The organism is Kluyvera genomosp. 1 (assembly GCF_001266615.1).
Lineage (GTDB): Bacteria > Pseudomonadota > Gammaproteobacteria > Enterobacterales > Enterobacteriaceae > Kluyvera > Kluyvera cryocrescens_A.
Genome location: NZ_LGHZ01000005.1, coordinates 133,523 through 146,605 on the forward strand (window position 1 = coordinate 133,523; position 13,083 = coordinate 146,605).

Below are 13,083 nucleotides of genomic sequence, written 5' to 3' on the forward strand. Positions count from 1 at the left end.
GAGATAATGTAAATTATCGTGCCGCTTTACCGTGTTGATTTGCGCATCCTTACGCAGCCCTTCGACGGATGTATGAAACGTAATTTCATTTAAGCTGAAATTTATTGATCTGCCACATCATACAGACAAATAGTCGTTGTTTCTGGGCAATTGGACATTGCCTGCACGGGGGCTCCTCGGCTAATAAATAGGTCTTATAAATATAAGGTTTTTTAACCATAGGCTGAGAACGTATGAACCGTTTTATTCGGGTAGATAGCCAAAAATGTATTGGATGTAAGGCATGTGAAGTTGCCTGCGTAATGTCGCATAACCAGGAACAGCATGTCCTGAACGTATCACAGTTTGTTCCGCGGATTACGGTTGTCAAGATGAACAACCAGCGTGGCGCCGCAACCTGCCACCATTGTGAAGATGCGCCCTGTGCGCGGAGCTGTCCAAATGGTGCGATACGTCAGGCCGATGACGCTATTCTCGTCGATCAGGCGAAGTGTATTGGCTGCAAGTCCTGCGTCGTCGCCTGTCCCTTTGGCACAATGCAAATTGTCCTGACGCCAGCGAAAGATGGGCGAGTCAAAGCCAGCGCCCATAAATGCGATCTTTGCCATGATCGCCCTGCGGGCCCGGCGTGCGTGGCAAATTGTCCCGCCGACGCGCTGCAATTAATGACCAGCCAACAGCTCACGAATATCGCCAGCGCGCGTCGCCTGCAAACTGCCTGCCGTGAGGCGCAGCCGTGGCACAGCGATACCCTCGCCATTGCTCCAAAGATGCTTCGTAGCAAGGTCCAGCAGATGGCGGCAACGCCTCCGCGCGGTGAGGCAGATAAGCTGAATCTGGCGGCACGAAAAACCGGCTTTGCCGAAATTTATCTGCCACTCCAGGAAGAGCAGGCGCAGCAGGCGTCATCGCGATGCCTGACCTGCGGTGAGCACAGCATCTGTGAGTGGACCTGCCCGCTGCATAATCATATTCCTCAGTGGATTGAACGGGTTAATGCCGGAGATATCGACGGGGCGGTAGAGCTTTCGCACCAAACCAACCCGCTGCCGGAGATTACCGGGCGGGTGTGCCCGCAGGACAGGCTTTGTGAAGGCGCCTGCACTATCCGCGACGAGCACGGAGCGGTCACCATAGGCAATATTGAACGCTATATTTCCGATCGCGCGCTGGCCAAAGGCTGGCGCCCGACCATCGGCAATGTGGTCAGCAGCGGTAAGCGTGTGGCGATTATTGGTGCGGGGCCTGCAGGGCTTGCCTGCGCGGATATTCTGGTGCGCCAGGGCGTTGAGCCCGTTGTATTTGATCGCCATCCGGAAATCGGTGGTCTGCTGACCTTCGGCATCCCAGCCTTCAAGCTGGATAAATCGCTGATGGCCCGCCGCCGCGAGATTTTTAGCGACATGGGCATTCGCTTTGAGCTCAACTGCGAGATTGGCAAAGACATCATGCTCAGCACGCTGTTGGAAGAGTACGACGCGGTATTCGTGGGCGTTGGTACTTACCGTTCGATGAAAGCCGATCTGCCTAACGAAGATGCGCCGGGTGTCTACGATGCGCTGCCGTTCCTGATTGCCAACACCAAAAATGTCATGGGCCTGGGCGAGCAGCCCGATGAGCCGTATATCGACACCAAAGGTCTGAATGTGGTGGTGCTTGGCGGTGGCGATACGGCAATGGACTGCGTGCGTACCGCACTGCGCCACGGTGCGCTGAAAGTCACCTGCGCCTACCGTCGCGACGAAGCCAATATGCCGGGCTCGAAAAAAGAGGTTAAAAACGCGAAGGAAGAGGGCGCTGAATTTGAATTCAACGTGCAGCCAGTGACGCTTGAGCTGGATAGCGAGGGACGCGTGAGCGGTATCCGCTTCCTACGCACTCAGCTTGGTGAGCCTGACAGCAATGGGCGTCGCCGCCCAACGCCCATTCCCGGCAGCGAGTTCGTGATGCCTGCCGATGCGGTGATCATGGCCTTTGGTTTCCATCCACACAGCATGCCGTGGCTCAATGCACAGGGCGTTGACGTTGACGATTGGGGCCGTATTCGCGCGAATGTCAATTCGCAGTTCCGTTATCAGACCAGCAATCCGAAAATATTTGCGGGGGGAGATGCGGTGCGAGGCGCGGATTTAGTGGTGACCGCGATGGCGGAAGGCCGCCATGCGGCGCAGGGGATCCTCGAGTGGCTGGAAGTTAAAATCACCCGCGCGCATTGACGTTCCCCCGGCTCCACGGCGTAAGATGGTTCATCCGTATTATCGCCGTGGAGCCGGAATGTCCCTTAACATCAACGTCATCAAAGACAAAATCCTTTCTGAGAACTACTTCGTTCTGCGCAATATTACCTACGATTTAACCCAGCGAGATGGGCAGATAGTTCAGCATAAGCGTGAAGTCTACGATCGCGGTAATGGTGCCACCGTTTTGCTGTTCAACCGCCAGAAACAGAGCGTGGTGTTGGTGCGCCAGTTTCGGGTTGCCACCTGGGTGAACGGCAATGCTGACGGCATGCTGATTGAAACCTGCGCGGGGCTTTTAGATGATGATGAGCCGGAAGATTGCATCCGCAAAGAGGCGATTGAAGAGACCGGCTATCAGGTGAAAAACGTACGTAAAGTCTTTCAGCTGTATATGTCGCCGGGCGGCGTGACCGAAATCGTCCACTTCTTTATCGCTGAGTATGACGACCGTTTGCGTGAGAACGCCGGGGGCGGGGTTGAGGATGAGGCGATTGACGTGCTGGAACTGCCATTTAGCCAGGCGCTAACAATGATTCAAAATGGTGAAATTTGCGATGGTAAGACGGTGATTTTACTTCAATATCTGCAAAATTCGGGGCTGATGGCGTAAATGAGAACCACGCTCAATCCGACAAATCCGATTGAGCATTGCCGCCTCGCTGGTGAAGATACCCTCAGTAAGTTGATGCTTTTTTCTTCTGGGGTAGTACCGTCCATGCGTTACCGCGTTTTCCTTTTATTCTTCTGCATCGGGTTGCTCCCGACGTCGTTGACGTGGGCGGCCCCGGCGCAGCAGCTTTTTTCCGACTGGTTAGTCACCTGCAATAACCAGAATTTCTGCGTGACCCGAAACGTAGGCCTGCACCACGGTTTGGTCATGACGCTGAGCCGTAGCGCGGGTGCGCACACCGACGCGCAGCTGCGAATTGAGTTGGGCGGACTGGTCAATCCGGTAGCGGCGGTGCCTGCCATCGAGCCACGGCTGTTGCTGGATGGCAAACCGCTTAAGCTTGATGGCGAGCACTGGAAGATCCAGCCAAAGCTGGTCACTACCGGCGACAGCGTCACGATTGATGCTTTCTTACAGCAGATTCAGGACGCGAGCGCGATTACGCTGGTGAAAGGCGTGCAGGTGATGTCGCTGCAGGGACTGAAAGCCGCGCTGCTGTTTATTGATGCTCAGCAAAAGCGCGTCGGCAATGAAACTGCGTGGATCCGTAAAGGCGACGAGCCACCGCTGAGTGTACCGCCCGCGCCAGCGTTAAAATCAGTCGCGAAGATGAACCCCGTTCCCACGCCGCTGGGTCACGATGAATACAACGATTTGCTTGATTTTGGCACCTGGCGAATGAACAACAACCAGTGCTCGCTGGATCCCCTGCGTCGCGAAGTGTGGATAACTGCCCTGACCGACGATAAAGCGCTAATGATGACCAGCTGCGAGTCCGGTGCCTACAACACCATTTATCGCGCGTGGCTGGTATCGCGTAAAAAGCCGTTCGTCACCACACCAATACGGCTGCGTTTGCCTTTCCTTCCAGGTGGGCGCGAAGGGCGAGATATCGAACTGATGAATCTGACCTTCAATGAAAAAAGTCGCGAGCTCATTACGTTGGAGAAAGGGCGCGGGCTAGGCGATTGCGGCGTCCAGACGCGCTGGCGTTTTGACGGCCAGCGTTTTCGCCTGGCGCGCTACGCCGCACAGCCGCAGTGCGATAACTGGCAGGGAGCGGATGCCTGGGCGACGCAGTGGGTCTCTGGTTAACGTTTCCTGACTTCCGTAATGTAGGTCACCGCGACGTGGTCGGCAAAATTGGGCACATCGGCGAAGGCTTTCTGCCCAACCGAGGAGTCAAAAGCCGCTATCGCCGCGTCGAGGGAATCAAACCACAGTTCTGAGAAGCCATCGATAGGGGAGTCTGGATAGATTCTTCTGTCGATAGGATTCAACACATAGCCACGCAGCCCCGGTAGCTCAAGGGCGATTTTGCTGTGCACCTCCTGCCAGTGCGCCAAAAACTCCTCGAAACTCTGCCCCTCTTTCTTCGTCAGCAGGCCGACATGTTTAAACCCGTTTGCCGTTGTCATCGCTTACTCCACTGTTGGTAATGATGTATTAACATCATGATTAATTTAATAATTTAAGATGATGGCTTAACGTACCCGCTTTGCCACATGATGAGGGCGCGTCATCATGCGGCATACTATGATTGATTTAATAAGAGTGATAAACCGGGGTTATGTCGCAACTTTGTAGACATAAATACTCCAATGCGGTACAGCTTAGTGATTTCTTATTCAGTAGGCTCTTCATCATGCGTACAACAGATAATCTGGGCGGGATCACGGCCTTTGTGACGACGGCACAGCTGGGAAGTTTTACTGCGGCGGCTGAACGGCTAGGGCTAACCAAGTCCGCCGTAGGAAAAAGCGTTAGCCGCCTTGAAATACGTTTAGGGCTTAAGCTGTTTCATCGCTCAACGCGGCGCTTAAGCCTGACGCCGGATGGTGAAACATTTTTGTCTCGTTGCCAGCAGGCTATCGATATTCTTGAACAGGCCGAAGTGGAGCTGACTTCGCACGTTGTACAGCCCGCGGGACGCCTGCGTGTTGATCTGCCTTCCGCATTTGGCCGACAGCGTATCCTGCCAATTTTGCTGCCTATTGTTCGCCAATTCCCGGCGTTAACCCTCACCGTTACCTTCAGTGAGCGTTTTGTTGACCTCATTGAAGAAGGCATCGATCTGGTGGTGCGGATTGGCGAACTGGCAGATAGCAGTGGCCTGGTGGCCAGGCGTTTAACGACGCAGAAGCTGGTTATTTGCGCGGCGCCCGCGTATCTCCAGCGCAATGCTGGGCCCAAAATTCCTGACGAAATCTCTGAACATCAATGCGTTGTCGGCTTGCGTCGTCATCAGCCTGTTTCCTGGTTGTTCAAGGAGACGAATGGGCCGACGGTTCGCGTGACGCCACCAGCAACGTACGAGTTTGCTGACGGTGACGCCATGCTTGCGGCGACGCTGGCGGGATGTGGCCTCTCTCAGCTCCCTCGCTGGCTGGTGGGGGAACATTTGCAGCGCGGTGAATTAGTGGAGGTTCTTGCGGATTATGCCGGCGGTGAAATGCCCATCAGCGCCGTATGGCCGAAAGCGCGTCAGCCGCTGCCGAAAATACGCTATGTCGTGGATACGCTTATTCGCGCGGCAGAGGAGGGGCAACTGGATTAACGCCATGTCAGTTTAGTTATGGGCGGCATAACAAAAAAGCATATCGGGAAATCATGATCTTGCTAGCGATAATTGATAACATACGAACAATAAATCAATAACAAAACATGGCGTGTTCGCAAGAGTATGGCGGCCTTCAAAGTTTACCGGGCGGTCAAAGGCGATACTAGGCGCTTCCTTCGGGAGTGCATCAGGAACGTCATTGCGCTTCACCCTTTTAGTTCGATACGTGAAAGGAACCCTAAATGGACGACCAATTAAAACAAAGTGCCCTCGATTTTCATGAATTCCCCATTCCAGGAAAAATTCAGGTAGTGCCAACCAAGCCGTTAGCGACTCAGCGCGATCTGGCGCTGGCCTACTCGCCGGGCGTTGCGGCACCGTGTCTGGAAATCGAAAAAGACCCGCTGGCGGCGTATAAATATACGGCGCGCGGAAACCTGGTGGCGGTGGTATCAAACGGTACTGCCGTACTGGGTTTAGGTAATATCGGCGCGTTGGCCGGTAAACCGGTTATGGAAGGCAAGGGCGTTTTGTTCAAGAAATTCGCCGGTATCGATGTATTTGATATCGAAGTGGACGAACTGAATCCTGACAAATTTATTGATGTCGTTGCGGCGCTTGAGCCGACGTTTGGCGGTATCAACCTTGAAGACATTAAAGCGCCGGAATGTTTCTACATTGAGCAGAAGCTGCGTGAACGCATGAATATTCCGGTGTTCCACGACGATCAGCACGGTACGGCGATCATCAGTACTGCGGCTATCCTCAACGGCCTGCGCGTGGTCGAGAAGAACATCTCCGATGTGCGGATGGTGGTGTCCGGTGCGGGGGCGGCGGCGATTGCCTGTATGAACCTGCTGGTGGCGCTGGGCATGCAGAAACACAATATTGTGGTCTGCGACTCGAAAGGCGTTATCTACGAAGGCCGTGAGCCGAACATGGCCGAAACCAAAGCTGCCTACGCGGTGCAGGATGACGGTAAACGTACGCTGGACGATGTCATTGCTGATGCCGATATCTTCCTCGGCTGCTCCGGCCCGAAAGTGCTGACTCAGGAGATGGTTAAGAAGATGGCGCGCGCGCCGATGATTCTGGCGCTGGCTAACCCGGAACCGGAAATTCTGCCGCCTCTGGCGAAAGAAGTGCGCCCGGACGCCATTATCTGTACCGGTCGCTCGGACTATCCAAACCAGGTGAACAACGTACTGTGCTTCCCGTTCATCTTCCGCGGCGCGCTGGACGTTGGTGCCACGGCGATTAACGAAGAGATGAAGCTGGCGGCCGTTCACGCGATTGCTGAACTGGCGCATGCCGAGCAGAGCGAAGTTGTGGCCTCGGCATACGGTGACCAGGATCTGAGCTTTGGCCCGGAATACATCATTCCTAAACCGTTCGATCCACGCCTGATCGTTAAGATCGCCCCAGCGGTCGCGAAAGCGGCGATGGACTCCGGCGTGGCGAATCGCCCGATTGCCGATTTTGATGCCTATATCGAGAAACTGAGCGAGTTCGTTTATAAAACCAACCTGTTCATGAAACCGATTTTCTCTCAGGCACGTAAAGAGCCAAAACGTATCGTGCTGGCAGAAGGTGAAGACAACCGCGTACTGCACGCGACGCAGGAACTGGTGACGCTGGGCCTGGCGAAACCGATTCTGATTGGTCGCCCGAGCGTCATTGAGATGCGTATCCAGAAATTGGGCCTGCAGATTAAGCCGGGCGTCGATTTTGAAATCGTCAACAATGAGTCGGACCCACGCTTTAAAGAGTACTGGCAGGAATACTACAGTCTGATGAAGCGCCGCGGCATTACGCAAGAGCAGGCGCAGCGTGAGATGATCAGTAACACTACCGCCATCGGCGCCATCATGGTTCAGCGCGGTGAGGCGGATGGGATGATCTGCGGCACCATCGGTGACTACCACGAGCACTTTAAAGTGATTAAGCCGCTGTTCGGCTACCGTGATGGTGTCCACACCGCCGGAGCCATGAATGCGCTGCTGCTGCCAAGCGGTAACACCTTCATTGCTGATACCTACGTCAATAACGACCCGACGCCGGATGAGATTGCTGAAATCACTCTGATGGCGGCAGAAACCGTGCGTCGTTTCGGTATCGAGCCGCGCGTCGCGCTGCTGTCACACTCCAACTTTGGCTCTTCCGATTGCCCATCGGCCAGCAAAATGCGCGATGCGTTAGAGCTGGTGAAAGCGCGTGCGCCTGAGCTGATGATTGATGGTGAAATGCACGGCGATGCCGCGTTGGTTGAGAGCATCCGCAACGACCGGATGCCGGACAGCCCGCTGAAAGGCTCCGCTAATATTCTGGTGATGCCGAATATGGAAGCGGCGCGTATCAGCTACAACTTGCTGCGCGTTTCCAGTGCGGAAGGCGTGACCGTTGGGCCGGTACTGATGGGCGTAGCGAAGCCGGTGCATGTGCTGACGCCGATTGCCTCCGTTCGTCGTATCGTCAATATGGTCGCGCTGGCGGTGGTTGAAGCGCAGACGCAGCCGCTGTAAAACAAAAAGCCCCGGACATCCGGGGCTTTCTTCTTCGCTGCTGTGAGCGGCTCCGCTTAGACCCACTCTTTGACTTTTATAAACTCATCCAGTGCCGCTTCCGGGCTACCGTCTTCCGGTTGGTAGTTATACTCCCAGCGCACCAGCGGCGGCATCGACATTAATATCGACTCCGTGCGCCCACCGGTTTGCAGGCCGAACAGCGTCCCGCGATCCCACACCAGATTGAACTCAACGTAACGCCCGCGGCGGTAAAGCTGGAACTCTCGTTCGCGCTCGCCGTACGCCATCGCTTTGCGGCGGTTGACGATAGGCAAGTAGGCCTCGGTAAAGCCCGTGCCAACAGCCTGCATAAAGCTAAAGCATTGAGCGAAATCCGGCGTATTGAGATCGTCAAAGAACAGACCGCCAATGCCGCGTTGTTCGTTGCGATGTTTGAGATAAAAATAGTCGTCGCACCACTTTTTATAGCGCGGATAGACGTCATCGCCGAAGGGCTGACACAGGCCACGCGCGGTGGTATGCCAGTGAACGGCATCCTCGGTAAACCCGTAGTAGGGGGTTAAATCAAAGCCGCCGCCAAACCACCACACCGGTTCGGCTCCCGGTTTTTCAGCAATGAAAAACCGCACGTTGGCATGGCTGGTCGGGACGTATGGGTTACGCGGATGCACAACCAGCGAAACCCCCATGGCTTCAAAACTACGGCCCGCCAGCTCGGGGCGGTGCGCAGTAGCAGAAGCGGGCATCGCATCGCCATGAACGTGAGAGAAATTGACTCCCGCCTGCTCAAACACCGCACCGTCTCGCAGCACGCGGCTGCGACCACCGCCGCCTGCTTCACGCTGCCAGTTATCTTCAATAAAGGCACCGCCGTCCACCGCGGCAAGCTGCTGACAGATATCATCCTGGAGCTTGAGCAAGAACGCTTTGATTTGTTGAACGTCAATGGTCATTAGCGTTTCCTGGCGTGCGCTTTCTGGTTATCAAACCAGTGGAAGTAGCTGATGATGCCGGAAGCAATAGCATTAGCAATTTTCTGTCGGAAAGCGGCAGTGCCCAGCAGGCGTTCTTCGGCCGGGTTGGTAATAAACGACGTCTCTACGAGGACTGACGGAATGGACGGCGATTTCAGCACCACAAACGCCGCCTGTTCTGTGCCTTTGCTGTGCAGCTTATGCACTGGCTTAATATTCTTTAGAACATGCGAGCCGAGCGTCAGGCTGTTTTTGATGGTGTCAGTTTGCACCAGGTCGAACAGTACCTGTTGCAGCAGATGATCTTTGTCCTTGGCTTTTTTACCCGCCAGTTCATCCACGGCGTTCTCTTTATCCGACAGGTATTTCGCCATGGCGCTACTGGCACCACGGTTCGAAAGGGCAAAAACGGATGCTCCAGCGGCGGACGGATTGGTAAAACCGTCAGCGTGAATCGACATAAACAGATCGGCGCCGTGCTTATGGGCAATTTCAACCCGGTCATACAGCGGAATAAAAGTGTCGCCGGATCGCGTCAGTTTGGCGTCGATACCGTTTTTTTGCAAAATCGCCCGCACGTTTTTGGCAATCGCCAGAACCACGTGTTTTTCTTTAGAGCCACCGTGGCCAATCGCGCCGGTATCAATACCGCCGTGGCCGGGATCGAGCATCACCAGGCGTCGGTTTGACGATTTTTTAGCAGGTTTACTGTGGCTATTGGCGGTTTTTAATGGGGCTTCTTTTGCCGCTGCCTGAGCGGCAATACCGGACAATGTTAGCGCAGCCAATCCGGCTTTTAGCACCTGTCGGCGCGAAGTCAGTGTTTTTAAAGGTTTAAAAGTGCTCATTCCGGCCTGAGTTGTAAAAACAAGAATCTATATGTTATATCGTATCGCGTATTCCGTTACGACTGCTCGTGATGAGAATTGTTTTACTTTTCATTTCAATACGTGTCTGTACCTTATTATGCCATTTTTTTCACTGCGCCGCGTCAGATATTGGCTAAATCGGCCGTTCGCGCCATAATCACTGTTTTTAAACCTGAAAAGGTGGTTAATACCATGGAGATACGCGTTTTTCGCCAGGCAGATTTTGAAGAGGTCATCACCCTGTGGGAGCGATGCGATCTGCTGCGCCCATGGAATGATCCGGAAATGGATATTGAGCGTAAGGTCAATCATGACGTGAGCCTGTTTTTGGTGGCTGAGGTCAACGGTGAAGTGGTTGGCACGATTATGGGTGGCTACGATGGCCATCGCGGATCGGCCTATTACCTTGGCGTGCACCCAGAATATCGCGGACGCGGTATCGCCAATGCGCTGCTGAATCGCCTGGAGAAAAAGCTCATCGCCCGTGGTTGTCCGAAAATCCAGATTATGGTGCGGGAAGAGAACGATGTGGTGCTGGGAATGTATGAGCGCCTGGGCTACGAACATGCCGATGTGCAAAGCTTGGGTAAGCGTCTGATTGAAGATGAAGAGTACTGATTTCTCACCCGTTGATTTCGACTCCCACGGTCGTCTGCGTTTGCCTTTCTTGTTCTGGTGCTTGTTGCTGCTTCAGGCCAGAACGTGGGTGCTGTTTTTTATGGCCGGTGCGTCACGCGATCAGGGCGACGCGCTGCTGAATCTGTTTTACCCCGATCACAACCTTTTTTGGATCGGACTGCTGCCCGGTGTTCCCGCTGTTTTTGCCTTCTTACTGAGCGGGCGACGTCACAGCTATCCCCGTGTCTGGCACAGGCTGCGGGCGTTACTCATCGTCGCACAGCTGATCTTGCTGTGCTGGCAGCCCTGGCTGTGGCTTAGCGGAGAGCCGCTTTCTGGCATTGGTTTGGGGTTGTTTTTACTGGATATTTTTGCGCTGTGGTGGCTTTTGACCAACCCACGCTTGCGGGCCTGCTTCAATGAAGTCGCAGAATAAACGGCACTTATTGCGTTTATTGCACTCCAATAGGCCTGACTTACATAAAAGGAAGTATCAATGAAATCGCTGCGTTTATTATTGTGCGCCCTCCCGCTGGCTTTGACCGGCTGTTCTACGCTCTCTGCGGTTAACTGGTCTGCGGCTTATCCGTGGAACTGGTTTGGCTCTTCTGCGGCTGTGAGCGAGCAGGGTGTGGGCGGGCTGACGGGCTCAACGGCGCTGAGTGAACAGGCTATTGGCGATGCGTTGGGTGGCGACTATCGACTGCGCAGCGGCATGAAGGCCCAGAGCGGCGGCGTGGTTCACTATTTCGAAGCACTGCGTGGTGACAAGCTGGCTATGGTCATCAATGGTGATGGCGGCACGGTAAGTCGTATTGATGTGCTGGATGATAATGTGGCTGCGGCCGATGGCGTAAAGGTGGGCACGAAATTTAGCGATGTCTACGATAAAGCGTTCGGCCATTGCCAGGCGGCCACCGCCGACGAAAGCAACGTGGTGGAGTGTAAAGCGAAAGACAGCACGCATATCAGCTACCAGTTTTCCGGAAACTGGCAGGGGCCGCAGGGGCTGATGCCACCGGACGATACCCTGAAAAACTGGACGCTGTCGAAAATCATCTGGCGACGCTAAATTTGACCGTAGTCGCCACGGCCTGTTGAAAAGCGGGTACAATATGTGAGGTTTTTATATGCCACGATGTCGTGGCATTTTATTTAGGAGGAGCGATGTCTCAGGTTCAGAGCGGCATTTTGCCGGAACATTGCCGCGCGGCGATTTGGATTGAAGCCAATGTGAAAGGGGACGTCAACGCCCTGCGTACCGGCAGCAAAATTTTTGCCGAAAAGCTGGCGGCGTTCCAGGATAAGTTCCCGGATGCCCATTTAGGTGCGGTTGTCGCGTTTGGTCATAATACCTGGCGCGAGCTGAGCGGCGGGGTTGGCGCGCAAGAGCTGAAAGATTTTCCTCCGTATGGCAAAGGGCTGGCGCCATCTACGCAATTTGATGTGCTGATCCACATTCTCTCCTTGCGTCACGACGTTAACTTCTCTGTGGCGCAAGCCGCACTGGCCGCCTTTGGCGATGCGCTGGATGTGAAGGAAGAAGTACACGGTTTCCGTTGGGTTGAAGAACGCGATCTGAGCGGCTTCGTTGACGGTACTGAAAATCCGGCGGGCGAAGAGACGCGTCGTGAAGTCGCGGTCATCAAAGACGGCGTCGATGCGGGCGGCAGCTATGTGTTTGTCCAGCGCTGGGAGCACAATCTCAAACAGCTGAACCGCATGAGCGTCCCGGATCAGGAAATGATGTTTGGCCGTACCAAAGAAGCCAACGAAGAGATTGACGGCGATGAACGCCCAGAAACCTCGCACCTGACTCGTGTTGATCTAAAAGAAGACGGCAAAGGGCTGAAGATTGTTCGCCAGAGCCTGCCGTACGGCACCGCAAGCGGCACCCACGGTCTGTATTTCTGTGCCTACTGCGCGCGTCTGCACAATATTGAACAGCAGCTGCTGAGCATGTTTGGCGATACCGACGGTAAACGCGATGCGATGCTGCGCTTTACCAAACCGGTGACCGGCGGTTATTACTTCGCGCCTTCGCTGGATAAGCTGGTGGCGCTGTAAGGCTGAGGTTTCCCCCTCACCCTAACCCTCTCCCCACAGGGGAGAGGGGACCGCCCGGTATACTTTGTTGTATTGAAATCGAAGGTGAGATTAGCCATTTTCGCCCACTCTCGTCGGTTGGGTGGCGGTGGGCTGCCATGACTGAACCAGAGGTTAGGCGGGCTACTCCCCCTCTCCCTTCCAGGGAGAGGGCCGGGGTGAGGGTGCCTGCGACACAAGCGCCTCAAGAATCCTCGCCAATACCGCCTCCTCATTCTCTATCAACTCATTATTCCAGAATCGCAGCACCCGCCAGCCATGTAAAGTCAGCCACGCCGTTCTCCGGGCATCATACCCGGCCCTTGCATCATGCTGCCCACCATCCAGCTCAACTGCGAGATGAACGCGACAGCAGGCAAAATCCAGAAAATAAGGTCCAACCGGATGTTGGCGGCGAAATTTAAAATGTGCGAATCGGCGATTGCGTAGTAAATACCATAACCTGCGCTCTTGCGGCGTGAGCTGGCGTCTTAGCTGTTGGGCGAAGTCATATTTGCTTTCCATTGCGGCACTCTGTCATC

At 54.7% G+C, this 13,083-nt stretch carries 13 protein-coding genes; 9 read left to right on the plus strand and 4 right to left on the minus strand.

Annotated elements, in window-relative coordinates; all coding sequences use genetic code 11:
- Positions 1–233: 233 nt before the first annotated feature.
- The 3 genes from aegA to KP80_RS04230 all read left to right on the plus strand — a co-directional run bounded on the left by aegA (position 234) and on the right by KP80_RS04230 (position 4,005).
- Complete coding sequence (gene aegA, locus KP80_RS04220) at positions 234–2,216, plus strand: formate-dependent uric acid utilization protein AegA (RefSeq protein WP_052282338.1); 1,983 nt, start codon at positions 234–236, stop codon at positions 2,214–2,216.
- Between the two features lie 58 nt (positions 2,217–2,274).
- Positions 2,275–2,850, plus strand: a complete 576-nt coding sequence (nudK, locus tag KP80_RS04225) for a GDP-mannose pyrophosphatase NudK (RefSeq protein ID WP_052282339.1) — start codon at positions 2,275–2,277, stop codon at positions 2,848–2,850.
- Between the two features lie 105 nt (positions 2,851–2,955).
- Entirely contained in the window at positions 2,956–4,005 is a 1,050-nt protein-coding gene (locus tag KP80_RS04230; protein ID WP_052282340.1) for a DUF1176 domain-containing protein, read from the plus strand.
- On the opposite strand, the gene KP80_RS04235 is transcribed toward KP80_RS04230, so the two are convergent.
- On the minus strand, positions 4,002–4,328 hold the full coding sequence (locus tag KP80_RS04235) for an EthD family reductase (protein ID WP_052282341.1): 327 nt from the start codon (positions 4,326–4,328) through the stop codon (positions 4,002–4,004). The genes KP80_RS04230 and KP80_RS04235 overlap by 4 nt on opposite strands.
- Positions 4,329–4,555: 227 nt before the next feature.
- On the opposite strand from KP80_RS04235, the gene KP80_RS04240 reads away from it, so the two are divergent.
- Positions 4,556–5,467, plus strand: a complete 912-nt coding sequence (locus KP80_RS04240) for a LysR family transcriptional regulator (protein ID WP_052282342.1) — start codon at positions 4,556–4,558, stop codon at positions 5,465–5,467.
- 245 nt (positions 5,468–5,712) lie between these two features.
- Positions 5,713–7,992 carry an NADP-dependent oxaloacetate-decarboxylating malate dehydrogenase gene (gene maeB / locus KP80_RS04245; protein ID WP_052282343.1) on the plus strand — a complete coding sequence of 760 codons (2,280 nt, stop codon included), beginning with the start codon at positions 5,713–5,715 and terminating at the stop codon, positions 7,990–7,992.
- 56 nt (positions 7,993–8,048) lie between these two features.
- Here maeB and hemF read toward each other — a convergent pair whose 3' ends face one another.
- Positions 8,049–8,948 (minus strand): oxygen-dependent coproporphyrinogen oxidase, encoded by a 900-nt coding sequence (gene hemF, locus KP80_RS04250; protein ID WP_052282344.1) that lies wholly within the window; start codon positions 8,946–8,948, stop codon positions 8,049–8,051.
- Entirely contained in the window at positions 8,948–9,817 is an 870-nt protein-coding gene (amiA, locus tag KP80_RS04255; protein WP_052282345.1) for an N-acetylmuramoyl-L-alanine amidase AmiA, read from the minus strand. The genes hemF and amiA overlap by 1 nt, the downstream gene beginning before the upstream one ends.
- A gap of 213 nt (positions 9,818–10,030) precedes the next feature.
- Here amiA and KP80_RS04260 point away from each other — a divergent pair, with 213 nt between their 5' ends.
- The 4 genes from KP80_RS04260 (at position 10,031) to KP80_RS04275 (ending at position 12,523) form a co-directional block, all read left to right on the plus strand.
- Positions 10,031–10,456, plus strand: coding sequence for a GNAT family acetyltransferase (locus KP80_RS04260; protein WP_052282346.1), 426 nt, complete (start codon positions 10,031–10,033; stop codon positions 10,454–10,456).
- Positions 10,443–10,892: a DUF2919 domain-containing protein gene (locus KP80_RS04265; RefSeq protein ID WP_052282347.1), complete on the plus strand. Its 450-nt coding sequence runs from the start codon at positions 10,443–10,445 to the stop codon at positions 10,890–10,892. The genes KP80_RS04260 and KP80_RS04265 overlap by 14 nt, the downstream gene beginning before the upstream one ends.
- A gap of 60 nt (positions 10,893–10,952) precedes the next feature.
- Entirely contained in the window at positions 10,953–11,528 is a 576-nt protein-coding gene (locus KP80_RS04270) for an RpoE-regulated lipoprotein (protein WP_052282348.1), read from the plus strand.
- A gap of 95 nt (positions 11,529–11,623) precedes the next feature.
- Positions 11,624–12,523: a Dyp-type peroxidase gene (locus KP80_RS04275; RefSeq protein ID WP_052282349.1), complete on the plus strand. Its 900-nt coding sequence runs from the start codon at positions 11,624–11,626 to the stop codon at positions 12,521–12,523.
- A gap of 162 nt (positions 12,524–12,685) precedes the next feature.
- Here KP80_RS04275 and KP80_RS04280 read toward each other — a convergent pair whose 3' ends face one another.
- A complete protein-coding gene (locus tag KP80_RS04280; RefSeq protein ID WP_052282350.1) occupies positions 12,686–13,066 on the minus strand; it encodes an endonuclease domain-containing protein in 381 nt (126 codons plus the stop codon).
- Between the last annotated feature and the right edge of the window lie 17 nt (positions 13,067–13,083).

Coding starts and splice junctions, on each gene's coding strand:
- KP80_RS04265 (WP_052282347.1), top strand. CDS start 10,443: ATGAAGAGTACTGATTTCTCACCCGTTGATTTCGACTCCCACGGTCGT.
- KP80_RS04235 (WP_052282341.1), bottom strand. CDS start 4,328: ATGACAACGGCAAACGGGTTTAAACATGTCGGCCTGCTGACGAAGAAA.
- KP80_RS04260 (WP_052282346.1), top strand. CDS start 10,031: ATGGAGATACGCGTTTTTCGCCAGGCAGATTTTGAAGAGGTCATCACC.
- KP80_RS04280 (WP_052282350.1), bottom strand. CDS start 13,066: ATGGAAAGCAAATATGACTTCGCCCAACAGCTAAGACGCCAGCTCACG.
- maeB (WP_052282343.1), top strand. CDS start 5,713: ATGGACGACCAATTAAAACAAAGTGCCCTCGATTTTCATGAATTCCCC.
- nudK (WP_052282339.1), top strand. CDS start 2,275: ATGTCCCTTAACATCAACGTCATCAAAGACAAAATCCTTTCTGAGAAC.
- hemF (WP_052282344.1), bottom strand. CDS start 8,948: ATGACCATTGACGTTCAACAAATCAAAGCGTTCTTGCTCAAGCTCCAG.
- KP80_RS04230 (WP_052282340.1), top strand. CDS start 2,956: ATGCGTTACCGCGTTTTCCTTTTATTCTTCTGCATCGGGTTGCTCCCG.
- amiA (WP_052282345.1), bottom strand. CDS start 9,817: ATGAGCACTTTTAAACCTTTAAAAACACTGACTTCGCGCCGACAGGTG.
- aegA (WP_052282338.1), top strand. CDS start 234: ATGAACCGTTTTATTCGGGTAGATAGCCAAAAATGTATTGGATGTAAG.
- KP80_RS04270 (WP_052282348.1), top strand. CDS start 10,953: ATGAAATCGCTGCGTTTATTATTGTGCGCCCTCCCGCTGGCTTTGACC.
- KP80_RS04275 (WP_052282349.1), top strand. CDS start 11,624: ATGTCTCAGGTTCAGAGCGGCATTTTGCCGGAACATTGCCGCGCGGCG.
- KP80_RS04240 (WP_052282342.1), top strand. CDS start 4,556: ATGCGTACAACAGATAATCTGGGCGGGATCACGGCCTTTGTGACGACG.